This is a genomic window from Methylobacterium sp. Leaf104, from assembly GCF_001422885.1.
Lineage (GTDB): Bacteria > Pseudomonadota > Alphaproteobacteria > Rhizobiales > Beijerinckiaceae > Methylobacterium.
This window is the reverse complement of sequence record NZ_LMMZ01000012.1, coordinates 442,900-464,427: the sequence shown is the minus strand read 5'-3', so window position 1 is coordinate 464,427 and position 21,528 is coordinate 442,900. Positions and strand designations below refer to the sequence as shown.

Annotated in this window: 24 protein-coding genes; 15 read left to right on the top strand and 9 right to left on the bottom strand. The window is 73.6% G+C overall.

Annotated features, from left to right (window positions below):
• Positions 1-18: 18 nt before the first annotated feature.
• Positions 19-552, top strand: a complete 534-nt coding sequence (locus ASF49_RS11630; RefSeq protein ID WP_056472507.1) for a TspO/MBR family protein — start codon at positions 19-21, stop codon at positions 550-552.
• 15 nt (positions 553-567) lie between these two features.
• On the opposite strand, the gene hemA is transcribed toward ASF49_RS11630, so the two are convergent.
• On the bottom strand, positions 568-1,905 hold the full coding sequence (hemA, locus tag ASF49_RS11625; RefSeq protein ID WP_243214510.1) for a 5-aminolevulinate synthase: 1,338 nt from the start codon (positions 1,903-1,905) through the stop codon (positions 568-570).
• Between the two features lie 361 nt (positions 1,906-2,266).
• Between hemA and ASF49_RS11620 the strand changes: the two genes are divergently transcribed.
• Together ASF49_RS11620 and murA are read left to right on the top strand one after the other, a co-directional pair.
• Entirely contained in the window at positions 2,267-2,473 is a 207-nt protein-coding gene (locus tag ASF49_RS11620) for a hypothetical protein (protein WP_431739894.1), read from the top strand.
• Positions 2,474-2,647: 174 nt separating this feature from the next.
• Positions 2,648-3,937, top strand: coding sequence for a UDP-N-acetylglucosamine 1-carboxyvinyltransferase (murA, locus tag ASF49_RS11615; RefSeq protein ID WP_056472502.1), 1,290 nt, complete (start codon positions 2,648-2,650; stop codon positions 3,935-3,937).
• A gap of 45 nt (positions 3,938-3,982) precedes the next feature.
• On the opposite strand, the gene ASF49_RS11610 is transcribed toward murA, so the two are convergent.
• Together ASF49_RS11610 and ASF49_RS11605 are read right to left on the bottom strand one after the other, a co-directional pair.
• Positions 3,983-4,324, bottom strand: coding sequence for a hypothetical protein (locus ASF49_RS11610; RefSeq protein ID WP_056472498.1), 342 nt, complete (start codon positions 4,322-4,324; stop codon positions 3,983-3,985).
• Positions 4,325-4,365: 41 nt separating this feature from the next.
• Positions 4,366-5,562, bottom strand: a complete 1,197-nt coding sequence (locus ASF49_RS11605) for a glycosyltransferase (RefSeq protein WP_431739891.1) — start codon at positions 5,560-5,562, stop codon at positions 4,366-4,368.
• 192 nt (positions 5,563-5,754) lie between these two features.
• Here ASF49_RS11605 and ASF49_RS11600 point away from each other — a divergent pair, with 192 nt between their 5' ends.
• From ASF49_RS11600 to ASF49_RS11585, 4 genes are read left to right on the top strand one after another with little or no spacing between them, the layout of a single operon-like run.
• Positions 5,755-6,249, top strand: a complete 495-nt coding sequence (locus tag ASF49_RS11600) for a DUF2948 family protein (RefSeq protein WP_056472495.1) — start codon at positions 5,755-5,757, stop codon at positions 6,247-6,249.
• Positions 6,249-7,544: a histidinol dehydrogenase gene (gene hisD, locus ASF49_RS11595; RefSeq protein ID WP_056472494.1), complete on the top strand. Its 1,296-nt coding sequence runs from the start codon at positions 6,249-6,251 to the stop codon at positions 7,542-7,544. Before ASF49_RS11600 ends, hisD begins: the two co-directional genes overlap by 1 nt.
• Positions 7,545-7,551: 7 nt before the next feature.
• Positions 7,552-8,085 carry a UPF0262 family protein gene (locus ASF49_RS11590; protein WP_056472490.1) on the top strand — a complete coding sequence of 178 codons (534 nt, stop codon included), beginning with the start codon at positions 7,552-7,554 and terminating at the stop codon, positions 8,083-8,085.
• 40 nt (positions 8,086-8,125) lie between these two features.
• Positions 8,126-8,587 carry an arsenate-mycothiol transferase ArsC gene (locus tag ASF49_RS11585; RefSeq protein WP_056472487.1) on the top strand — a complete coding sequence of 154 codons (462 nt, stop codon included), beginning with the start codon at positions 8,126-8,128 and terminating at the stop codon, positions 8,585-8,587.
• Here ASF49_RS11585 and ASF49_RS11580 read toward each other — a convergent pair.
• Positions 8,565-9,437, bottom strand: a complete 873-nt coding sequence (locus ASF49_RS11580) for a C40 family peptidase (protein ID WP_056472484.1) — start codon at positions 9,435-9,437, stop codon at positions 8,565-8,567. The genes ASF49_RS11585 and ASF49_RS11580 overlap by 23 nt on opposite strands.
• Before the next feature lie 246 nt (positions 9,438-9,683).
• Here ASF49_RS11580 and ASF49_RS11575 point away from each other — a divergent pair, with 246 nt between their 5' ends.
• Entirely contained in the window at positions 9,684-10,061 is a 378-nt protein-coding gene (locus tag ASF49_RS11575) for a hypothetical protein (RefSeq protein ID WP_056472480.1), read from the top strand.
• A gap of 16 nt (positions 10,062-10,077) precedes the next feature.
• Here the strand turns inward: ASF49_RS11575 and ASF49_RS11570 are convergent, their stop codons facing one another.
• The 5 genes from ASF49_RS11570 to ASF49_RS11550 all read right to left on the bottom strand — a co-directional run bounded on the left by ASF49_RS11570 (position 10,078) and on the right by ASF49_RS11550 (position 15,529).
• Positions 10,078-10,761 (bottom strand): SDR family oxidoreductase, encoded by a 684-nt coding sequence (locus tag ASF49_RS11570; RefSeq protein ID WP_056472476.1) that lies wholly within the window; start codon positions 10,759-10,761, stop codon positions 10,078-10,080.
• A gap of 167 nt (positions 10,762-10,928) precedes the next feature.
• On the bottom strand, positions 10,929-11,645 hold the full coding sequence (locus ASF49_RS11565; protein ID WP_056472473.1) for an MgtC/SapB family protein: 717 nt from the start codon (positions 11,643-11,645) through the stop codon (positions 10,929-10,931).
• Positions 11,646-11,713: 68 nt separating this feature from the next.
• Positions 11,714-12,415 carry an orotate phosphoribosyltransferase gene (locus ASF49_RS11560; protein WP_056472470.1) on the bottom strand — a complete coding sequence of 234 codons (702 nt, stop codon included), beginning with the start codon at positions 12,413-12,415 and terminating at the stop codon, positions 11,714-11,716.
• Positions 12,416-12,572: 157 nt separating this feature from the next.
• Entirely contained in the window at positions 12,573-14,264 is a 1,692-nt protein-coding gene (locus ASF49_RS11555; protein WP_056472466.1) for a methyl-accepting chemotaxis protein, read from the bottom strand.
• A gap of 365 nt (positions 14,265-14,629) precedes the next feature.
• A complete protein-coding gene (locus tag ASF49_RS11550) occupies positions 14,630-15,529 on the bottom strand; it encodes an alpha/beta fold hydrolase (protein WP_056472463.1) in 900 nt (299 codons plus the stop codon).
• Between the two features lie 142 nt (positions 15,530-15,671).
• Here ASF49_RS11550 and ASF49_RS11545 point away from each other — a divergent pair, with 142 nt between their 5' ends.
• The 7 genes from ASF49_RS11545 (at position 15,672) to ASF49_RS11515 (ending at position 21,527) form a co-directional block, all read left to right on the top strand.
• The gene (locus ASF49_RS11545) at positions 15,672-15,899 is read left to right on the top strand and encodes a hypothetical protein (RefSeq protein WP_156652962.1); all 228 of its coding nucleotides are present in this window, start codon (positions 15,672-15,674) and stop codon (positions 15,897-15,899) included.
• 261 nt (positions 15,900-16,160) lie between these two features.
• Positions 16,161-17,171 carry an AAA family ATPase gene (locus ASF49_RS11540; RefSeq protein ID WP_056472453.1) on the top strand — a complete coding sequence of 337 codons (1,011 nt, stop codon included), beginning with the start codon at positions 16,161-16,163 and terminating at the stop codon, positions 17,169-17,171.
• 71 nt (positions 17,172-17,242) lie between these two features.
• Positions 17,243-18,136 (top strand): DUF58 domain-containing protein, encoded by an 894-nt coding sequence (locus ASF49_RS11535; RefSeq protein WP_431739895.1) that lies wholly within the window; start codon positions 17,243-17,245, stop codon positions 18,134-18,136.
• A 57-nt stretch (positions 18,137-18,193) separates the two neighbouring features.
• Positions 18,194-18,652 carry a DUF4381 family protein gene (locus ASF49_RS11530; RefSeq protein ID WP_056472446.1) on the top strand — a complete coding sequence of 153 codons (459 nt, stop codon included), beginning with the start codon at positions 18,194-18,196 and terminating at the stop codon, positions 18,650-18,652.
• A gap of 30 nt (positions 18,653-18,682) precedes the next feature.
• Entirely contained in the window at positions 18,683-19,693 is a 1,011-nt protein-coding gene (locus ASF49_RS11525) for a VWA domain-containing protein (protein WP_056472794.1), read from the top strand.
• Entirely contained in the window at positions 19,690-20,619 is a 930-nt protein-coding gene (locus ASF49_RS11520) for a vWA domain-containing protein (protein ID WP_056472444.1), read from the top strand. The genes ASF49_RS11525 and ASF49_RS11520 overlap by 4 nt, the downstream gene beginning before the upstream one ends.
• Positions 20,619-21,527, top strand: a complete 909-nt coding sequence (locus ASF49_RS11515; protein WP_056472440.1) for a tetratricopeptide repeat protein — start codon at positions 20,619-20,621, stop codon at positions 21,525-21,527. Before ASF49_RS11520 ends, ASF49_RS11515 begins: the two co-directional genes overlap by 1 nt.
• Position 21,528 lies beyond the last annotated feature (1 nt).

Genomic DNA, 21,528 nt, shown 5'->3' with positions numbered 1-21,528 from the left:
CAAGGAAGACCGTTCTGCATGTCGCGCGCACCCGCATCGTCACCGATCCACGTTCCCGCCGGACCCGCCCTGGCCCTGCCCGGGCGGCTGGCGGCGGCGATCCTGCCCGTGGTGGCGACGGCCGTGCTGGGCTCGGCCGCCACGGGGCCGAACATCGAGGGCTGGTATGCGGGCCTGACGAAGCCGTCCTTCAACCCGCCGAACTGGGCGTTCCCGGTGGCCTGGACGATCCTCTACGCGATGATCGCGCTCTCGGCCTTCCGGCTCCTCGGGGCGAAGCCGCGCACCGGCCCGACGGTGGGGGCGTGGCGCCTGGCGCTGGTCGCCTTCGCGGTGCAGCTCGCGCTCAACGCCGCCTGGACCCCGACCTTCTTTTCCGCCCACGCCCTCGGGGCCGCCCTGGTGGTCTCGGCCGCGATGTGGGTGATGATCCTCTGGACGATCCGCCTGTCCTGGCGCTTCGACCGGGCGGCGGCGTGGCTGCTGGTGCCCTACGCCGCCTGGGTCGGCTTCGCCACCGTGCTCACCGGGGCGATCTGGCGCCTGAACTGAGCCGGCGCGCCCGGCCTATTCGGCGGCCTCGACGAAGACGGTGCCGGCGCGGGGGAGGTCCAGGGTGTCCCAGGTCTCGGTGAGGGCCGCCGTGAGCTTGGCGATGCGGGCGTCGTCGTGGAACGGCGACGGCGTGATGCGCAGGCGCTCGGTGCCGCGCGGCACGGTCGGGTAGTTGATCGGCTGGATGTAGATGCCGTGATGCTCCAGCAGGTGGTCGGCCGCCGCCTTGCACAGCTCGGCATCGCCCACCATCACGGGCACGATGTGGGTCTCGGTGTGCAGCACCGGCAGGCCGGCCGCCTCGAGGGCCGCCTTGGTGCGGGCGGCCTGGCGCTGGTGCGCCTCGCGCTCGCCGTTCGAGCGCTTGAGGTAGCGCACCGAGGCGATGGCGGCCGCCGCGATGGCCGGCGGCAGGGCGGTGGTGAAGATGAAGCCCGGGGCATGGCTGCGGACCGCGTCGCAAAGGACCGCCGAGCCGGTGATGTAGCCGCCGACGCAGCCGAAGCCCTTGGCGAGCGTCCCCTCGATCACGTCGACCCGGTGCATCACCCCGTCGCGCTCGCTGATCCCGCCGCCGCGGGGTCCGTAGAGGCCGACCGCGTGGACCTCGTCGAGGTAGGTCAGGGCGCCGTACCGGTCGGCGAGGTCGCAGATCGCGCCGATGTCCGAGACGTCCCCGTCCATGGAATAGACGCTCTCGAAGGCGATCAGCTTCGGGCGGTCGCCCGCCGCGATCAGCAGCTCCTCGAGATGGGCCAGATCGTTGTGGCGGAAGACGCGCTTCTCGCAGCCCGAATGGCGCACGCCCTCGATCATCGAATTGTGGTTGAAGGCGTCCGACAGGATCAGGCAGTTCGGGATCAGCTTGGCGATGGTGGAGATGCCGGCCTGGTTCGAGACGTAGCCCGAGGTGAAGACCAGGCCCGCCTCCTTGCCGTGCAGGTCGGCGAGCTCGCGCTCCAGGTCGACGAGCGGCGAGTTGTTGCCGGCGATGTTGCGGGTGCCGCCCGCGCCCACGCCGCAGCGGGCGGCGGTGCGGGTCATGGCGCCGACCACGTCCGGGTGCTGGCCCATGCCGAGGTAGTCGTTGGAACACCACACCGTGATCTCGGAGGTGCCGCCGTCGGGCTTGCGCCAATGCGCGGTGGGAAAGCGCCCCGCGATGCGCTCGATGTCGGCGAAGACCCGGTAGCGGCGCTCGCCGTGCAGGCGGTCCAGCGCGGTGCGGAAATGCGACTCGTAGTCGGTCCGGCCCACCGCCCCGGTGTTGCACCCCTGCCCGGATTCCTGGCCCGCTCCCTGCTTGGTGTCGCTGATCTTGATCGTCGCGGGCATGCGGTTCACGGGCATCCGTCCTTCACGCTTGGGCTGAGGGGCCGGCGGTGGGGTCGCGGCCTCCGGCGGGATCGTTTCCACGCGGACCCTCGTGCGGGGGCCCCCGATGCAACCGATCTCGATGGCGAGCCTGGCGCACACTCCGCGGAGGAGTTGCTGGCGACGCTCGCCCTGGCTCGGGTTTCCCCGACGCGGTGGCGACGATACAGGTGAACTTGGAATTGGTTCAAGTCGACATCCGCATTCCTGCTTTGCATCCATCGAACCACGGATGCAAAGCCGACACGACGACGTGGCGACGATGCGTCGCGTCGGCCTTCCCGAGCCTTCGCGCCGCGCGCTATGCTTCACCCGCAGCCGGATCCCGCGACGCATGATGGACGACGAGACCGAGGCCGGGCCTTCCCGCACGGGCACACGCAACGACCCGTCCGGGCAAGCACCGGTGAACGCCGCCGGTCAGAGGGCCGAGCGCCTGAAGGCGGCCCTGCGCGACAACCTGCGCCGGCGCAAGGCCCAGTCGCGCGGCCGGTCGGGTCGGCCGGAATCCGGGCAGGCTCCCGAGCGCGACGGGGACGCATGATCGCGCGCCGCGAACCTCCTTTTCGACAAAACTTGGCTATAACGGTGCCGTTTCCACGTGGACGGCGCAGGTCCCGCCAGGTTTCGATCTGCCGGGTTTCGATGTCGAATGTCTCCGGCCGGCGGCGCGTGATGCGCCCTGGCCGGGCCAGGTTTCAGGCAAGGTTTTAGAACGATGGACCGCATCAACATCATCGGCGGGCGGCCGCTGCACGGGGTGATCCCGATCTCGGGCGCCAAGAACGCCGCGCTGCCCCTGATGATCGCCAGCCTGATGACCGGCGAGACCCTGGAGCTCGGCAACGTGCCGCGGCTGGCCGACATCAACGCGCTCCTGCGCATCCTCGGCAACCACGGCGTCGACCACATGGTGGTGGGCAAGCGCCCGGGCCAGACCACCGAGACCGGCCAGACCATCCGCCTCACCGCCTCCAACGTCATCGACACCACGGCGCCCTACGAGCTCGTCTCGACCATGCGGGCGAGCTTCTGGGTGATCGCGCCGCTGCTCGCCCGCTTCGGCGAGGCCCGGGTCTCGATGCCGGGCGGCTGCGCCATCGGCACGCGTCCCGTCGACCTGCTGCTGATGGCGCTGGAGCGCCTCGGCGCCACCGTCGAGGTCGATGGCGGCTACGTCGTCGCCCGGGCCAAGAACGGCCTGCGCGGCGGCGAGATCCACTTCCCCAAGGTGACCGTGGGCGGCACCCACGTGGCGCTGATGGCGGCGGCGCTCGCCAACGGCTCGACCCTGATCGAGAATGCCGCGCGCGAGCCCGAGGTCGTCGATCTGGCCGCCTGCCTCACCAAGATGGGTGCGCGCATCGAGGGCGCCGGCACGCCCCGCATCACCGTCGAGGGCGTCTCGCGCCTGCACGGCGCCCGCCACGACGTGCTGCCCGACCGGATCGAGACCGGCACCTACGCCATGGCGGTGGCGATGACGGGGGGCGACGTCACCCTGGAGAACACCCGCGCCGACCTGCTGCATTCGGCCCTCGACATCCTCGCCACCACGGGCGCCGAGATCACGAGCGGCACCGACACGATCCGCATCCGGCGCAACGGCGGCGGCATCGCCGCGGTCGACGTCACCACCGATCCGTTCCCGGGCTTCCCCACCGACCTGCAGGCGCAGTTCATGGCGCTGATGACGCTGGCCAAGGGCCAGTCCAACATCCGCGAGACGATCTTCGAGAACCGCTTCATGCACGTGCAGGAACTGGCCCGCCTCGGCGCCCGGATCCGGCTCGAGGGCGACCTCGCCATCGTCGAGGGCGTCGACCGCCTCAAGGGCGCGCCCGTGATGGCGACGGATCTCCGCGCCTCCGTCTCCCTCGTCATCGCCGGCCTCGCGGCCGAGGGCGAGACCAGCATCAACCGGGTCTACCATCTCGACCGCGGCTTCGAGGCGCTCGAGGCCAAGCTCGCCCGCTGCGGCGCCGAGATCACCCGCGTCCGCAGCTGACGGCAGCGGCTCTCCGCCCGGCCGGGGCGGAGAGCCCTCGGAAGCTCAGCCGCCGATCTCGCCGTGCTTGCGGCCGAAGCCCGGGATGTCGCAGCCGCAGCGCGAGCCGTAGGGCTGCGGGCGGGTGATGCAGTTGCCGCGCTGGGTCAGGCAGAGGCGGCCGAACCCGCCGCCGTAGCCGCGGGGACGCCGGTCGTAGCGGTCCTCCTCGTAGCGCCGGCGCTCGTAGCGATCTTCGTCGTAGCGGCGCTCGAAGCGGCGGGGCCGGTCGTCGTCGCCGTAATACTGCGCCCGCGCCTCAAAGGCGCCGAGGCCGGTGCCCAGCGTCGCCGCGGTGGCGAGCGCGAGGATCGTGGTCCTGATGGTCGTCGTGGTCCTGCGCGTCATGGCGGGCGTCCCTCGCATGTGTCGTCTCATCGCCCTCGGATCTAGCGGCCCCGGGCTGAACGCCGCCTGAGGGCCTTGGCCGACCGAAACAGGGCCTGGACGGTCCCGTCTCGGCCGAGGAGCCGCGTCACGAGGCGCACCAGCGGCAGCACGGCCCGGGCGACCCGGATCTGGCCCGGCAGCTGCCGCGGGCCGAGGGGACGATGGACGAGCCGCGGGCTGGCGCGCTCGGCCTCGGCCACGGCGTGGCCGGCGAGCGGATGGGCCGCGACGCGGGCGGCGTCCGCTTCCGCGATCCGCAGGGTCCGGGCCCAGCCCCGCTCGGTGCCGAGGCGGCCCGCGGCGTGCAGCCGGCGCAGGCGGCGGCGCCAGGCGTAGCGGAACAGCGCCCGCGGCACCGATTCGAGGCGGGCGTCGCACAGGCTGTCGGGCTTCTCGCAGCGCGCCCGGATGGTGTCGGCGACGCCGCCCGGCGCCCGGCCCACGATCCGCCCCGAGACCGTGACGAGGATGGAGGGGTCGTGCCGGACGTGCAGCCCTTGCGCGAGCAGCAGCGCCACGAAGGCGCCGTCCTCGCCCAGCGCGATCGCGGGCATGCCGCCCACCGCCCGGTAGGCCGCGACGCTGACGCTCAGGGTGGCGCCGATGGTGGTGCGGTGGCAGGGCCAGGGATCGTGCGGATCGGGATCGATGCGCGCCTCGGCCTCGGTGAGGAGGTCGCTGTAGATGTCCTCCCGGTCGCCGCGCCAGTGCAGGGAGGGCGGCAGCAGGGCGCGCTCGTCCGGATCGAGCCGGATGCGCCCGGCCACCGCGTCGGCGCCCCGGTCGAGGGCGGCCCGGTTGCGCGCGACCCAGTCGGGCGGAACCCGGCTGTCCGCATCGGTCGAGAGGATCATGCCGTCGGCGCCGAGCCAGTCGGCCGCCCGGTTCATCGCCTCGCGCCGGGCCCAGCCCGCATGGGCGCCGGCATAGGTGACGTGTTCGACCCGGACCGGCACCGACATCCGCGGCACGAGCCCGGCCACGATGGCCTCCGTGCCGTCGGTGCAGTTGTTGAGGAACAGGACCACGCCGAGGCTGCCCGGCGCGAGGCCGGTCTGGGCCTCGATCGCGCCGAGGCAGGCGGCGATGCGCTCGGCCTCGTTGCGCACCGGGATCGCGACCACGGCGCGGACCGTGGCGGCGGCTTCGGAAGGCGGGCGGGCCTCGCCGGGCAGGGACAGGGATGCGGCCGACACGTCTCGACTCCGTTCGCCGGCGAAGGGCCGGCGCAGCGAGGCGTCCCTAGCAGGTTCGGCCGGCGGGACAATGGCGGAGTTCGGCCGGACCGGTTGCCGTGGGCGGGCCGCCTCGCTACCTACGGCTCCCACACCCTGAACGGCCGCGCCCCGCACCGGTGCGGGGCCGCCACACGAGCGCGACACCCGATCATGGAGCTTCTCAGGCTCGCCGCCCTCGACGCCGAAGACCTGGGCGTCGTCTCCGCCCACCTGCAGGACGCCATCCTGAAGGCGAGCGACCTCGCCTATCTCGCGGGCCAGCACCGCTTCGTCCTGGTGGCGCGCCGCTTCGACTGGTCGGCGGAGGACGGCGCGCCGCCGCGCCGGCGCCTCACCGGCATGCATTTCGACCGGGTGCTGCGGGTGCGCAGCCGCGGCATCACCCCGGGGGCCGAATCCGACGCGCCCCTCGAGCTCCTCGCCATCACCTTCGCGCCCACCGAGGCGCCCTCCGGCACCGCCACCCTGGTCTTCGCCGGCGGCGCGGCGATCCAGCTCGACCTCGAATGCATCGAGGTACAGCTCAAGGATCTCGGGCCGGTCTGGGAGGTGGAGGGGCGGCCCGACCACGAGGCCGTGGCCGCCGGCCGCGCCGCGATCGCGGGCAACGCCTCCGCGGACAACGTGCTCAAGGGAAACGCCTGATGGTCCGCCTCGATTCCCGCGACGCGGACTTCGCCGCCGCCTTCGCGCGCCTGCTCAGCGTCAAGCGCGAGATCTCGGAGGATGTCGACGAGACCGTGCGCGGCATCATCGCGGGCGTGGTCGCGGGCGGCGACGCGGCGCTGGTCGACTACACCCGCCGCTTCGACCGGTTCGGCGCGGAGTTCACCGTCGACTCCCTGCGGGTGACGCCGGCCGAGATCGAGGCGGCCGTCGCGGCCTGCCCGGCCGAGGCCCTGGAGGCCCTGCGCTTCGCGGCCGCCCGCATCGAGGCGTTCCACGCCGCGCAGGTGCCGGGCGACCACATGGCCACCGACAGCCTCGGCGTCACCGCCGGCTGGCGCTGGACGGCGCTGGAATCCGTCGGCCTCTACGTGCCCGGCGGCACCGCGAGCTATCCCTCCTCGGTGCTGATGAACGCCATCCCCGCCCGGGTCGCCGGGGTGCCCCGGGTGGTCATGGTGGTGCCGATGCCGGAGGGCACGATGAACCCGCTGGTGCTCGCCGCCGCGCATCTGGCCGGCGTCGACGAGGTCTACCGGGTCGGCGGCGCCCAGGCGGTGGCGGCTTTGGCCTACGGCACGGACACGATCGCGCCGGTGGCCAAGATCGTCGGCCCCGGCAATGCCTGGGTGGCGGCGGCCAAGCGCCGGGTCTTCGGCCAGGTCGGGATCGACATGATCGCCGGCCCCTCCGAGGTGCTGATCCTGGCCGACGCGCACGCCAATCCCGACTGGGTGGCGGCCGACCTCCTGGCCCAGGCCGAGCACGATGCCGCGGCCCAGTCGATCCTGATCACCGAGTCCGAGGCCCTGGCCGACAACGTCGCCGAGGCGGTGGAGCGCGCCCTGACCACCCTCCCCCGGGCCGAGATCGCCCGGGCGAGCTGGCGCGACTACGGCGCCATCGTGGTGGTGCGCACCTTCGACGAGGCGGTGCCCCTGGTCGACCGCCTCGCCCCGGAGCACCTGGAGATCGAGACGGCCGACGCCGAGGCGCTCGCCGCCAAGGTGCGCAACGCCGGGGCGATCTTCCTCGGCGCGCACACGCCGGAGGCCATCGGCGACTATGTCGGCGGCCCCAACCACGTCCTTCCCACCGCCCGCTCGGCGCGCTTCTCCTCCGGGCTCGGCGTCCTCGACTTCATGAAGCGCACCACGATCCTGCGCTGCGACCCGGCGGCCCTCCGGGCGCTGGGACCCTCGGCCATCGCGCTGGGACGGTCGGAGGGCCTGGAGGGCCACGCCCGCTCCGTGGCGATCCGCCTGAACCTGTGAGGGCCTGATGTCCGGTGCGGCCAAGTCGAGCGAAGCGAATTCCCAGGACGCCAAGGCGCCGGAGGCGAAGGCGAAATCGCCGCACCGCCTCGCGGTGGTGACCCTCGACGAGGAATCGATCGGACGGGGCAACCCGGACCAGGAGCACGAGCGTGCCATCGCGATCTTCGACATCCTGGAGGACAACAGCTTCACGATCCCCGGCCGCGAGGGCCCCTACGCCCTCACGCTCGGACTCGTGGAGAGCAAGCTCGCCTTCGTCATCAAGCGCGAGGACGGCGAGCCGGTGATGACCCACCTCCTGTCGCTGACCCCGTTCCGCCGGGTGATCCGCGACTACGAGATGATCTGCGAGAGCTACTACAACGCCATCCGCACCGCCTCGCCGACCCAGATCGAGGCGATCGACATGGGCCGGCGCGGCCTGCACAACGAGGCTTCCGACCTGCTGCGCCAGCGGCTCGAGGGCAAGGTCGACCTCGACCACGACACCGCGCGGCGCCTCTTCACCCTGGTCTTCGCCTTGCACTGGAAGGCTTAGAGCCGCGATCGCTCTCGAAGTGCGAGGCTGAGACGACCGGATGGCGGACGCGACCGGCCCGAAGAAGACGCGCGTGCAGTCGGCCCTGTTCATGTGCAACTTCAACGCCGTGCGCTCGCTCGCGGCGGAGGCCATCGCGCGCCACTATTTCGGCAGGTCGATCTACGTCCAGTCGGCCGGGGTGCGCTCCGGCGAGCCGGCCGATCCGTTCATGGTGGCGGCGCTGGACGAGATCGGCATCGACGCGGCGCGCCACAAGCCGCGCACGCTGGCCCAGCTCGAGGAGTGGGAGGGGCTGAACTTCGACCTCATCGTCACCCTGGCGCCGGAAGCCCACCACGCCGCCCTGGAGCTGACCCGCACCAACGCGGTCGAGGTCGAGTACTGGCCCACCCCCGACCCGACCCACATCCAGGACGGCACCCGCGAGCAGCGCCTCGACGCCTATCGCGACGTCCGCGACGGCCTGGTCTACCGGATCAAGATGCGGCTGAAGGGCTGAGCCGCCGGAGCGACGTCACCGGGCCGTAGCTCTTCTCCCGGATGCGGGCGACGGCCTCGCGCAAGGGTTCCACCGCCACCGCCATGTGGTGACCGTTGGCGTGGATCAGGCGGGTGGCGTCGAGCATCAGCCCGACATGGCCGCGCCAGAACACGACATCGCCGCGCTCCAGCCCGTCGAGGTCCAGGGGCAGGGCCTCGCCGAGACCGCGCTCCTGCTGGTCGGCGTCGCGCGGCGCCGCGATCCCGGCCTGCGCGAGGCAGAGCTGGACGAGGCCCGAGCAGTCGAGGCCGAGGCTGGTGCGGCCGCCCCACAGATAGGGCGTCCCGACGAGGCGCTCGGCGGTGGCGGCGTAGTCGGGCTCGACCGCCGCGAGGGGGGCGCAGTGGCCGGCGAAGACGTAGCCGCCCGCGATCCGCAGATAGTCGCCCTGGCTCTCGGTCGGACGGAGGCGGGCGCCCAGGGTGAGCCAGCCGCTGGCGGGCTGCTTCAGGTCGGGCCCGGGGTAGAGGAAGGTCCGCAGGGCGGTGACCCGATGGGTCGGCGCCACGGCGAGCCCGAGGGCCGCCTCGGGCAGGTAGCCGACATAGCCGTCATGGGCGAACTGGACGAAGGCGAAGCCCTCCTCGGCGCCGTAGGCGGTCACCGCGTCGCCCATCACCGCCTCGGTCTCGAGGCCGGCATCGAAGCGGGGCGTGCGGCGCAGGGGGGCCGAGGGCACCACGACGGAGCGGGCCTCGCCCACCACGTAGCGCTCGGCCTCGACATGGCCCCGCAGGCGCAGGTCGGCGATCTCGGGCCGGGCCGGCACGAGGCGGGGGTCGGAGAGATCGAACGGACAGGCCTGCATGCCCGGACTATCCGCCCTTGCCGGCCGCACCGCAACCGGCGGGCGGCCCCGGCGGGCGGCGCGTCATTTCGACGCCCGGACCTGCCCAATCCACCGGCAGGGCGCTTCCGGCCCATGCAGGGTCCCTCGCGGGGGCGCCGGGAGCCTGATCGAAAATCCATCACGGCGCCGCGATGCACCGGGCGCGCGGGTCTCCCGCGAATGTGTGCGGTGCACAAACCCGCGGAACCCGCTTATGATCCGGCGATGCCCCAAGCGAGTCGCGCCGTGAAGAAGACCTCGAAATCCTTCCAGGATCTCCCGCCGATCCGCGTGCGGCGCGAGCCGCCGACCATCCCCGAGGCCGTCGCCGCGGCCCAGGACCTCGCGGACGACATCGAGCAGCAGGTGGAGATCGCCGCCGGGCTCATCGGCCTGCCGGCGGAAGCGGTCCGCGAGCACGTGGTCGCCGCCGCCAAAGCGAAATCCGAGGCCAGGCCCGAACGCCACTCCGAGCGGATGCCGGAGCGCATCCTCACCGCCGCCAGCCCGAGCCGGGCGCCGCGCACGGTCATCGTCGAGCGCCGGACCCGGCCGCCGGTGGTGGTCGAGCGGCGCGGGCGCCCGCCGATCGGGCGCCCCTGACCGCGGGTCCGGCTCGCTACCAGTCCAGCGTCTTGCCGGTGTGGTCGAGATAGGCCGTGCCGGTCCGTCCGAGCTGGGCCGTGATCACGTCGACCATGCCGGTGACGCTGGTGGCGACGTCGAGATCGGCATCGGCTCCGCCCATCTCGGTGCGGACCCAGCCCGGATGCAGCAGCAGCACGCCGAAGCCGGCCTCGCGATGGCGGATCTCGAAGCTGCGCACCAGAGTGTTGAGGGCGGCCTTGCTCGCCCGGTAATTCTCCCAGCCGCCGGATTCGTTGAGGCCGACGCTGCCGAGGATCGAGCTCATGAAGGCGACGAGGCCCTGGGGCGCGAGCCGGTCGAGGAAGGCCTCGGCGAAGCGCACCGGGCTCACCGCGTTGGTGAGGTAGACCTGGGCGGCGACCTCGCGCGGCACCAAGTGCAGCGGCTCGTGCGCCTGGGTCGCGACGCCCGCCACCACGAAGATCAGGTCGAAGCTCCGGCCCGCCAGGCGCTCGTGCAGGGCGGTCACGGCCCGGTCGTCGTCGATGTCGGCCGTCTCGACCGTGAGGGCGTCGGAGGCGAGGGCGGCAAGGCCCGGGGAGGCCGAGCGCTGGGTCGCGGTCACCCGCCAGCCCCGTTGGAGGAAGGTCTCGACGAGGCCGAGCCCGAGGCCGCGCGAGGCCCCGACGATGAGCGCGTTCTTCTGGGTTGCCATGGTGTCCCTCGAATCGGGTGGAGCCCGTAGCGGGCCGTTCCGAACCGGGAGTTTGGACGGACCCGGCCGCCCGGCAATGCGGGACCGTGGCGCCGGGGTGCGCCGACGCACCTGGCGTCGGGATGAACGCGGCACCGGGATCGAACGGCGTGGGCCGGCAGGGCCGCTCAATCCGCCGTCTGGATCGACCAGGTGGCGTGGTCGATGCTCGGCATCGCCTCCAGGGCCGCCACCACGGCGTCGAGTTCGTCCGCCGTCACCGCCGTGGCCACCAGGGTCGCCACCACCTCGACGGTGTCCTCGCCCCGCTCCACCACCTCGATGCCGCCGACGGGGTAGCTCGCCGCCTCCAGGCGCTCCACGAGGAGGTCGCGGGCACGGCCGGCGGCCTCCGCCTGCACCGTGACCTGGACCTCGTAGGTCGCCTCGGTCTGGCTCTCGTCGATCGGCGCGCGGTTGATGGCGTTGACGAGGGGCCGCAGCAGGGTGTTGCCGGCGAGCACGGCCGCCGTGACGAAGGCGGCCTCCAGGGGGAAGTCGGCCCCCGCGAAGGCGCCCACGGCGGCCGAGCACCACAGGGTCGCGGCGGTGTTGAGGCCGCGCACGTTCATGCCCTCCTTCATGATCACGCCGGCGCCGAGGAAGCCGACGCCCGAGATCACGTAGGCCACCGTGCGGGTGCCGCCGGCCGCCCCTTCGAGGCGCATGCCGAGGTCGACGAAGGCGGCCGCGCCCACCGCCACCAGGACGTTGGTGCGCAGGCCCGCCGTGCGCTGCCGGTACTGGCGCTCGGCCCCGATCAGGGTGCCGAGCCCGAAGGCGACGAGGAGACTGATCGCCGAGTTGACGGCTTCGGGCAGCGGCCCGGACAGGAAGGGGATCATCGTCCTGCCCTGACGCGGTCCCGTGACGGGACCATGACGGTGCGGCCGGGATCAGGCCTGCGGCGGGATCAGGCCTGCGGGTAGTCGGAGATGCCGCCATGCGCCGCCGACCACTTGGCGGGCTCGTGCAGGAAGCTCTCGACCTCGGCGAGGATCTTCGGGTCGAAATGGCCGCTCTCCTTGGCCACCGCCAGCACGTCCCACCAGGTGGTGAGGTAGTGCAGCTGGACGCCGAGGTCGGCCATGAGCTCGCGGCTGTTGGGGAAGATGTCGTAGAAGAACATCACGAAGCAATGGTCGACCTGGGCGCCCGCATCGCGCAGGGCCTTGCAGAACAGCGCCTTGCTGCGCCCGTCGGTGGCGAGGTCCTCCACCAGCAGGGTCTTGGCGCCCTCCACCACCTCGCCCTCGATCTGGGCGTTGCGGCCGAAGCCCTTGGCCTTCTTGCGCACGTACTGCATCGGCAGCATCAGCCGGTCCGAGATCCAGGCCGCGAAGGGGATGCCCGCGGTCTCGCCGCCGGCCACGTGGGTGATCGACTCGTAGCCGATGTCGCGCACGATGGTGGCGGCGGCGAAGTCGTTCAGGGTGGAGCGCAGGCGCGGGTACGAGATGATCTTGCGGCAGTCGATGTAGACCGGGCTCGCCCAGCCCGAGGTGAAGGTGAAGGGCTTCTCCTGGTAGAAGTGCACCGCCTTGATCTCGAGGAGCATCTTGGCCGCCTCGCGGGCGATCACGGCGCGGTCGATCGGCAGGAAGGAGGTCGTCATGCGCGGGGTTCGCTCTCGTGCGGGCGGCGGCCGCGGCCCGTCCCGCCTCCGGGAGGGGCCGCGCATCCGTCTGAAGGGTGGGTTCTCCTTCCCGCCAACCGCCAGGGGCGTCAACCCTGGAGATCGCCGGGGGACCGGCACCGCCCCCGAGGTCCGCTCAGGCCGCCTTCACGTCGGCGAGGAATCCGCCGACCTCGCGGGTCAGGCTCTCCGAGTGCCGGGCGAGTTCCTGGGCGGCGCTGAGCACCTGGGAGGCGGCCGCCCCCGTCTGGCCGGCGCCGTCGCGCACGCCGGCGATGTTGGTGGTCACCTCCTCGGTGCCGCGCGCCGCCTCCTGCACGTTGCGGGTGATCTCCTGGGTCGCGGCGCCCTGCTCCTCCATGGCGGCGGCGATCGAGGCGGCGTAGCGCGACATCTCGGCGATGATCCGGCTGATGGCCTCGATGTCGGTGACGGCCTCCTGGGTCGCGTTGCGGATCTCGGTGATGCGCTCGCCGATCTCCCCCGTGGCCTTGGCGGTCTGCCCGGCCAGTTCCTTCACCTCGGAGGCGACGACGGCGAAGCCGCGGCCGGCCTCGCCGGCGCGGGCCGCCTCGATGGTGGCGTTGAGCGCCAGCAGGTTGGTCTGCGCGGCGATGCCGGAGATCACCTCGACGAAGGCGCCGATGCGCTCGGTGGTGCCGGCCAGGCGGCGCACGGTGGCGTCGGTCCGCTGGGCGTTCTCCACCGCCTGGTCGGCGATGCGGGCCGACAGGCTGACCTGGTTCACGATCTCCTGCACCGAGGCCGACATCTCCTCGCTGGCCGCGGCCACCGTCTGGACGTTGGCGGAGGTCTCCTCGGCGGCGCCCGCGACGATCACGGTCTGCTGGTTGGTCTGGCCGGCGACGCTGCTCATCGACTGGGCCGTGGCCTCCATCTCGGTGGCGGCCCCCGCCAGGCCCTGGGTCAGGGTCGAGACGTTGGTCTCGAAGGCCTTGGTCAGGACGTCGAGGCGCTGGGCCCGGCGCATCTTGGCGGCGTCCTCGGCCGCTTGCGCCTCGGCGAGGCGCCGGGCCTCCAGGGCGTTGTCCTTGAAGACCTGGAGCGAGCGGGCGAGGAGGCCGACCTCGTCGCGCCGCGCCGTGCCCGACACCGCCACGGCGAGGTCGCCGGCCGCGAGGCGGCCCATCGCCGCCGTCATGGCGGCGAGCGGGCGGGTGACGCCGTAGATCGTGATGAGCGCGAGCAGGCCGACCGCGAAGCCGAGGCCGAGGATGGCGGTGACGACCAGGGAGCGCGTGGCGTCCTGCGCGGTCTCGGTCGCGGCCCGTTTGGCGGCCTCGAGGTCGCGCAGGTTCGAGGCGACGCGGGCCGCCACGCTCTGGGCGATCCTGAGCCGGGCCGGGCGGACCTCCCGCTTCGAGATCTGGGCGGCCGCTTCGTTCTCGTTGCGCAGGCCGAGGGCGATGGAGCGGTCGGCGGTGGCGAAGAACGCTTCCAGCTCGCCGCGGACGCCCTGCAGGATGCCCCGGCGTTCCGCGGTGTCGGCGAGGGCGATCAGGCGGTCGTTCGCCGCCAGGGCGGCTTCGCGGCTGGCCTGGTAACGGGCGACGTCCTGGCGCATCTGCGCGTCGTCGGTCTCGATGATGGTGTTCTTCTCGGCGATCACCGCCTCGTCCACGGCCAGGGCCAGCTGCTGGGCCACGGAGAGCCGGGTGGCGCGGACATCGACGATCTGGGTCGTGTTCTGCGCGAGGGTGGCGAGGCTCGCGCGGGCCAGGACCACCAGCCCCACCGCCACGAGGATGAGGACCAGGCTCGGAAGCGCGAGCTTCCCCAGGAGCTTGAGATCGTTGAACGCGCGCATGGAGGTCCCCGTTGGACGATGCCGGCGCGGGACCCTGATCGGTCTCTCGTGAACGCGGCGTCCCGCTCACATTCCTGTGATATGGCGCTGAAACAATGATTAACACAGGCAAAATTTGCTGCCGCTGATGGAAGTTTCGCGGGTCCCCGGTTGTATTCCGTAGATCTCCTGCCGGGGCGCGAGGAAAGCGGAACGATCTCGCCTCCGGGCCTGACGGCACGATGCAGGGCGGCGCCCCCCGAAATCATGAGCCTCGCTTTCCGATAGCGGAGGGATACGCTTCGAACCGGCGCGAGGATCGTGCGTGTGGGAACGAGCTCGGGCGAACACCATCACCCGGTGGATATTGCCGCGGCCCAGAAAGGTCAGCCCAGGAAGGTTCGCAGGGCCGCCAGGGTCGCTTCGGGGTTCTCCTCGGCCAGGAAATGGCCGGAGGGGACCTCGGCGGCGACGGCGCCCGGCGCGAAGGTGCGCTGCCAGGCGGCGAGGGGCGTCTCCACGCTGCGGTCGAGGTAGCCGTCGCCGGTGAGGATCAGGGTCGGGCAGGCGAGCCGGCGCCCGGCGGCGAGGTCCGCGAGGTCGGCCTCGCGGTCGCGGGTGGCCCCCGCCCGGTAATCCTCGCAGAAGGCGTGGATGCGCTCGGGCACGCCCCAGGCCTGCCGGTAGAGATGGAGCGCGGCGGGGGCGAAGGCGTCGAGGGACGTGTCTCCGCTCCAGTCGCGCAGGAGCCCCTCGAAATAGGAATCCGCATTCCGGCCGATGGCCTGCTCGGGCCCCGGCGCGGCCTCGGCCAGGAAGTGCCAGTGCGAGGGCTTGCGCGGGTCGGCCTCGATCCGCTCCCACTGGACCAGGGTCGGCAGGATGTCGAGGAGGGCCAGCCGGGCGATCCGCCCCGGCTCGTCGAGGGCGAGGCGGTAGCCGAGGCGGGCGCCCCGGTCGTGCCCGACGAGGGCGAAGTGCACGTGGCCGAGGGATTCCATCACCGCCACCACCTCGGCCGCGAGCGTGCGCTTGGCATAGGCCTCGTGGCGCGGGTCGCCCGCCGGCGCGGCCGACCAGCCGTAGCCCTTGAGGTCGAGGCAGATCACGCGGTGGCGCTCGGCCAGGGCCGGCGCGATCCGGTGCCAGCAGGCATGGCTCTGCGGGAAGCCGTGGAGGAGGAGCACCGGCGTCGCGTCCTCCGGCCCGCCGATGCGGGCGAAGAAGCGCCCGGCCGGAATGTCGATCCAGGGAGCGGCGAAGTCGGGGAAGAGGTCGGTGGTCACGGGCGGCGCCTCCGGCAGGGGCCGGGGGAACGCGCGGGGCCGGGCGCCGGTTCGCGATCACGAACGATGGCGTTTCGGCTGGAAGCGGGCGGTTTTCCAACTAGATCTGCCACATCTTCCCGCCTCAGCAGGACTCATCCCGATGCCGACGTGTTTGACCGCCCTCGCCCTGGCCGCCGGCCTCGCCCTGGCCAGCCTCGTTTCCGCCCAGGCCGCCGGGTGCTGCGGAGGCGGCGGCGCCACGATGTGCGGCAAGGCCAAGATGGACATGCGGGCGGGGGGCATGAAACCGTCCCGGACCCGGAAGGCCGCCTGCTGCTGCGACGGCATGGCCGGCCATGGTGCGGCGCCCATGTCGAAGAAGCTCTGAGCCGGACCGGACCGGCGCTTCCGCGCGGGCCGCGCCCGCAAAGTTGTGTCCGCACAGGGCACCCGGGCGCGCGCCCTGCGGCCTCGCGGATGCCGGGGCGGGATTGACGCCCGGCCTACGCAGCGGGCACACCCGAAGGCGGCGGATCGCGCAAGAATCCGACCCAAAAAAGATCACCGAGGAGACGCGCATGGACCGGCCCACCGTTCCTGCCCCACACATGATCCGGGCGCTGCGTGCGGCCGGCGCGAGCCCGTCCGCATGAGCGGCGCGGCCCTCGCCGAACGGCCGGCCACCGGCGCGCCCCCCGTGGACGCCGCCCTGCGGGCACGCATCCTCGCGCTTCGCGACGGCCTTCTGCACGGGCTCATCGGCGCCGACGCCATGGTCGAGCGCCTCCTCATCGGCCTCCTCACCGGGGGCCACCTCCTCATCGAGGGCGCTCCCGGCCTCGCCAAGACCCGCGCGGTCAAGCGCCTGTCGGACGGGCTCGACGGCAGCTTCGCCCGCATCCAGTGCACCCCCGACCTGATGCCGGCCGACCTCACCGGCACCACGGTCTGGCGCCAGGATGCCGGCGACTTCGAGTTCCTGCCCGGCCCCCTGTTCCACTCCCTCGTCCTCGTCGACGAGGTGAACCGCGCGCCGCCGAAGGTGCAGTCGGCGCTGCTCGAGGCCATGGCCGAGGGCCAGATCACGGTCTCGGGCCACACCCATGCCCTGCCCGACCCGTTCATGGTGGTGGCGACCCAGAACCCGATCGAGCACGCGGGCACCTTCCCGCTGCCCGAGGCGCAGCTCGACCGCTTCCTCCTCCACGTCCTGGTGGAGATGCCCGACGAGGCCGCCGAGCGGCGCATCCTCGATCTCGTGGAGGGCGAGCTCAACCACCACGCCGAGGCGATGCCGGTGCGGCTCTCCGTCGAGGAGATCCGCGCCGCCCGCGAGGCCGCCCTCAACGTCTACGTCTCGCCCGCCCTCAAGGACTACCTCGTGCGGCTGGTGGCCGGGACCCGCACGGACGCGGCGGCCCCCGATCTCCGCGCCGCCATCGAGCACCCGGCCTCCCCGCGCGGCACCCTGGCGCTGATGGTGGCCGGCAAGGCGCGGGCCTACCTGCGCGGCCGCGACCACGTCGTCCCCGAGGACGTGGCGGAGCTCGCCGCGGACGCGCTGGCCCACCGCATCGGCCTGACCTGGCGCGCCGCCGCCGAGGGCCAGACGGCGCGGGGCATCATCCGCGGCCTCGTCCAGCGGGTGCGGGCGCTCTGAGCGGGACCATGACCGTGCCGAGCCCGGCCCCAGCCGCAGCCGCAGCTCCCTTGCCGGCCACCGACCCGCTGATGGCGCCGGGCATCCACCTCTCCGGCGAGGCGCTGATGGGCCTGCGCCACCTCGCCCGGCGCGGCTCCGGCCCGGCCACCCGGACGCTGGCGGGCCTGCCCGGCGGGATCGTGACCCGGCGGCGCGGGCGCGGCTCCGAGCCGGACGACGTGCGCCTCTGGTCCGAGGGCGACGACCGCCGGCACATCGACCGCAACGCCACCGCCCGCACCGGCATCCTGCACGTGCGCACCCACCACGACGAGCGCGACCGCGCCGTGGTGCTGCTGGCCGACATGCGGCCCTCGATGCTGTTCGGCACCCGCCGCGCCCTGCGCTCGGTGGCGGCGGCGGAAGCCCTGGTCCTGCTCGGCTGGCGCATCGTCGGCGACGGCGGCCGCATCGGCCTCGTCGCGATCGGCGCCGGCGAGCCCGTGGTGGTGCGGCCCGCCGGCGGCGAGCGGGCGATGACCGCGCTCACCGGCGCCCTGGCGCTGGCCCATGCCCGCGCCCTGGCCGACGGCGCCGCCGAGGACCCGCCCCTCGCGCCGGCCCTGACCCTCGCCCAGAGCCTGCTGCCCTCCGGCGGCCACCTCGTCGTCGGCAGCGCCCTCGACGCGCCGGGGACGGATTTCGACCCCCTCCTGACGATCATGGCCGAGCGCCTGTCGATCCGCCTCGTCCTCGTCAGCGACGCCTTCGAGCGCGCCCGGCCGCCGGGCTTCTACCCCTTCGCCACGCCGGACGGCCGGCGCGGCACCGTGCAGGCGAGCCGGGCCGAGCGGGCCTCCCCGGGCACCGATGCCCGCCTCGTCGCCTATGCCCAGCGCGGCATCGCGGGCCTGCGCCTCGACGTCGAGGCCGGTCCGGAGGCCTACGCGCCGCTGATGGAGCGCCTCGATGCGATGCTGTAGGGCGCCAGGCTCTCGGATATCAGGGTCCCGGGGACCAAGCCGACAGGGAGGGGCACGGTGACGCCCGAGGCCCCGGCGGGGCTCGAGCAGCTGCGCGGCCTGCACCTGCCCGCCGAGACGGGCGGGGCGCAGGGCGCGGTGATGCTCGCCATCGCGCTGGGCTTCACGGCGGCCCTCGTCCTCGGCCTGCTGCGCCTGTTGCGGGCGCGCCGGCGCGGCTCGGTCCGGCGGGCGGCCCTGGCCGACCTCGCCGCCGCCAACGCCCTGCCGCCGGAGCACCGCCGGGTGGCGCAGGCGCAGCTGCTGCGCCGCCTCGCCCGCACACTCCAGGGCGACGCGGCGGCGGACGCGGAGGGATCGGCCTGGGCCGGCGCCCTCGACCGCCTCTTCGCCACGACCTTCTTCAGCGCCGGCGCGGGCCGGATCTTCGCCGAGGGGCTCTACCAGCGCGGCGCGCCCGAGCCGGCCGCGGTGGATGCCGAGCTGGCGCGGCTGTTCGCCCGGATCGGGGCCTGAGCCATGCTGACGGCCCTCCCGAGCGGATTTCTGCCACACTGGCTCACCGCCCTCGCCTCGGCCTTCGACCTCGCGAGTCCCTATGCCCTGCTGCTCCTGCCCCTGCCGCTCCTGGCGGCGAGGCTGATGCCGCCCGAGCGGGTCGGGGCGAGCGGCGCCCTGCGGGTGCCCCCCTCCCTGGTGGCCGAGGCCGCCCGGGGCGACAGCGTGGCGGCGCGCGGGCGCGGGCGCACCCTCCTGGTCTGGACCCTGTGGGCGGCCCTGGTGGTCGCCCTGGCGGGGCCGCGCCTCGTCCTGCCGGCCACCGCCCTGCCGGCCTCGGGCCGGGAGATCATGCTGGTGATGGACCTCTCGGGCTCGATGGAGCGGCGCGACTTCGCCCTCGACGGCCAGACCGTGACCCGGCTCGCCGCGGTCAAGCGCGTCGGCACCGACTTCATCCGCCGCCGGGCCGGCGACCGCATCGGCCTCGTCATCTTCGCCAACGAATCCTACGTCGCCGCGAGCCCGAGCTTCGACACCGCCACCGTCGCCCGCGCCCTCGACGAGGCGACCATCGGCCTCGTCGGCCGCTCCACCGGCATCGGCGACGGTCTCGGCCTCGCCCTCAAGCGCCTGACCCCGGCCGGGCCGGGGGCCGAGGGCGCGCCGGCCGCCACCGCCAAGGTGGTGATCCTGATGACCGACGGCGCCAACAATGCCGGCCAGACCACGCCCCGGGACGTGGCCGGTCTCGCCAAGGAGCTCGGCGTCCGCGTCCACACCATCGCGCTGGGCCCCCGCGACCTCTCCAACGCCGACGGCGAGCAGGACGTCGTCGACACCGAGACCCTGCGGGACATCGCCGACCTCACCGGCGGCCGGATGTTCCGCGTGAAGACCACCGACGACCTCGTCGCCATGGCGGAGGCCATCGACGCGATCGAGGGCGGGCGCGCCAAGGCGCCGCCGGTGCCCCTGCGCAAGGACCTCTGGCCCTGGCCCGCCGCCCTCGCCTTCCTGGCCGCGGCCGGCCTCCTCGCGTCGCGGCGGACCGCATGAGCTTCCTCGACACCCTCGCCGTCCTGCGGCCCTGGTGGCTGGTGGCGATCCCCCTCGTGGCCGCCCTGGCGCTGCGCGCCGCCTGGCGCTCGGCACCGCTCGGCGACTGGACCCGGGCCGTCGATCCCGGCCTGATGGCGCTGCTGGCCCGGCGCGGGGCGGTGCTCGGTGGACGCCGGCAGGCGAACCTCGCCGCGGCGATCGCGGCCGGGCTCGTCGCCCTGGCCCTGACCGGCCCGGCGGTGGAGCGCCCGGACGCCGCCACCTTCCGCAACCTCGACGCGACCGTGGTGGTGGTCGACCTGTCGCGCTCCATCGCGGAGGGCGGGCACCTCAAGGACGTGCGCCAGGTCGCGCAGGGGGCCGCCGAGGCCGCCGGCACCCGCAGCGTCGCGGTGGTGGTCTATGCCGGCGACGCCTATCTCGCCGCGCCGCCGACCACGGACCGGGACGCCCTGTCCTCGACCCTCTTCGCCCTCGACGGCGACACCGTGCCGGACCGGGGCACCCATCCCGAGCGCGGCCTCGCGCTCGCCCGCCGCACCCTGGAGGAGGCCGGCGTGATCGCGGGCGACGTGGTCCTCGTCACCGACGGCGACGGCATCGGCGACGCGGCCCTGCGCGAGGCCACCGCGATCCGGGCCAAGGGCTGGCACCTGCACGGCCTCTTCGTGCCCGACGGCCCCGGCCTGCCGGCGGGCTCGCCCAAGCCCGACCGGGGCGCCCTCGAGCGCCTGGCCGATGCCGGCGCGGGCCGCTTCGCCCTCCTGGACAGCCCGGCCGCGGTGCTCGACGCGGTGGGCGCCAGCACCGCCCAGCACCTCGCCGTCGGGGGCTACACCGTGCTGGCCTTCGCCGATCTCGGGCGCTGGCTCGTCCTGCTGGCCCTGCTGCCGGCCCTCGTCCTGTTCCGCAGGAGCGCCTGATGGCGACCGGTTCGTTGTCCGCCCGCCTGCCCGCCCTTCCCCGCGGCTGGACCCGCTGGGCGCGCCTCGCCGCCCTCGGGCTCGCCGGGGCCGGCATCCTCGGCCTGACCGCCACGGCGCAGCCGCGCACCAGCCTCGGCCGCGCCCTGATGGGGGCCGGCCTGCCCGGGGCCGCGGCCCGGGTGTTCGACGATCCGGCCTGGCGCGGCCCGGCCCTCTATCAGGCCGGGCGCTACACGGAAGCCGCCGCCCTGTTCCGCGCCGGCGGCCGGCGCAACAGCTACAACCTCGGCAATGCGCTGGCGAAGTCCGGCGACCTGCAGGGGGCGCTGGATGCCTACGACGCCGCGCTCCAGTACAACCCGCGCGATGCCGACGCGCAGGCCAACCGCTCGCTGATCGCCCGCCTCGTCGACGAGGGCGCCGGCGATCCCGGCAAGGGCGGGGGTGTCGCCAACGCCACCGCCACCGTGGGCGCGCGCTACAACAAGACCTCGAACCAGGATCCCAACGACGACACCCAGGCCACCTCCAGCGGCGAGGGCCTGGCCGGCAACAAGGAGGGCGGCACCACCTCCTCGACGCCGGGCAACAGCAAGGTCGCCCGGCGCGGCAAGGCCGAGCAGGTCTCGGTGGATTCCGGCAAGGGCGAGGCCCGGGGCTCCGCCAGCGACGCGGCCGGGCGCGGCCGCACGGGGGCGGGCTCGGCCATGGTCGCGGCGGCCCCCGAGCGCGAGGTGCGCCGGGTGACGAAGAGCTTCGAGGCCCACGAGATCCGCCCCGACCGCCTCTGGCTGCAGACCCTGCCGGACGATCCCGGACGGTATCTCAAGCTGCGCCTGAAGGCGGAGCAGGCGGCCCGCATCGAGGCCGGCACGGCGGTGCCGGGGGGAAGCAACCCATGGTGAA

Coding starts and splice junctions, on each gene's coding strand:
- ASF49_RS11555 (WP_056472466.1), bottom strand. CDS start 14,264: ATGCGCGCGTTCAACGATCTCAAGCTCCTGGGGAAGCTCGCGCTTCCG.
- ASF49_RS11590 (WP_056472490.1), top strand. CDS start 7,552: ATGTCCGGTGCGGCCAAGTCGAGCGAAGCGAATTCCCAGGACGCCAAG.
- ASF49_RS11600 (WP_056472495.1), top strand. CDS start 5,755: ATGGAGCTTCTCAGGCTCGCCGCCCTCGACGCCGAAGACCTGGGCGTC.
- ASF49_RS11570 (WP_056472476.1), bottom strand. CDS start 10,761: ATGGCAACCCAGAAGAACGCGCTCATCGTCGGGGCCTCGCGCGGCCTC.
- ASF49_RS11630 (WP_056472507.1), top strand. CDS start 19: ATGTCGCGCGCACCCGCATCGTCACCGATCCACGTTCCCGCCGGACCC.
- murA (WP_056472502.1), top strand. CDS start 2,648: ATGGACCGCATCAACATCATCGGCGGGCGGCCGCTGCACGGGGTGATC.
- ASF49_RS11520 (WP_056472444.1), top strand. CDS start 19,690: ATGAGCTTCCTCGACACCCTCGCCGTCCTGCGGCCCTGGTGGCTGGTG.
- hisD (WP_056472494.1), top strand. CDS start 6,249: ATGGTCCGCCTCGATTCCCGCGACGCGGACTTCGCCGCCGCCTTCGCG.
- ASF49_RS11575 (WP_056472480.1), top strand. CDS start 9,684: ATGCCCCAAGCGAGTCGCGCCGTGAAGAAGACCTCGAAATCCTTCCAG.
- ASF49_RS11515 (WP_056472440.1), top strand. CDS start 20,619: ATGGCGACCGGTTCGTTGTCCGCCCGCCTGCCCGCCCTTCCCCGCGGC.
- ASF49_RS11585 (WP_056472487.1), top strand. CDS start 8,126: ATGGCGGACGCGACCGGCCCGAAGAAGACGCGCGTGCAGTCGGCCCTG.
- ASF49_RS11545 (WP_156652962.1), top strand. CDS start 15,672: ATGCCGACGTGTTTGACCGCCCTCGCCCTGGCCGCCGGCCTCGCCCTG.
- ASF49_RS11565 (WP_056472473.1), bottom strand. CDS start 11,645: ATGATCCCCTTCCTGTCCGGGCCGCTGCCCGAAGCCGTCAACTCGGCG.
- ASF49_RS11540 (WP_056472453.1), top strand. CDS start 16,161: ATGAGCGGCGCGGCCCTCGCCGAACGGCCGGCCACCGGCGCGCCCCCC.
- ASF49_RS11535 (WP_431739895.1), top strand. CDS start 17,243: ATGGCGCCGGGCATCCACCTCTCCGGCGAGGCGCTGATGGGCCTGCGC.
- ASF49_RS11560 (WP_056472470.1), bottom strand. CDS start 12,415: ATGACGACCTCCTTCCTGCCGATCGACCGCGCCGTGATCGCCCGCGAG.
- ASF49_RS11620 (WP_431739894.1), top strand. CDS start 2,267: ATGGACGACGAGACCGAGGCCGGGCCTTCCCGCACGGGCACACGCAAC.
- ASF49_RS11610 (WP_056472498.1), bottom strand. CDS start 4,324: ATGACGCGCAGGACCACGACGACCATCAGGACCACGATCCTCGCGCTC.
- hemA (WP_243214510.1), bottom strand. CDS start 1,905: ATGCCCGTGAACCGCATGCCCGCGACGATCAAGATCAGCGACACCAAG.
- ASF49_RS11580 (WP_056472484.1), bottom strand. CDS start 9,437: ATGCAGGCCTGTCCGTTCGATCTCTCCGACCCCCGCCTCGTGCCGGCC.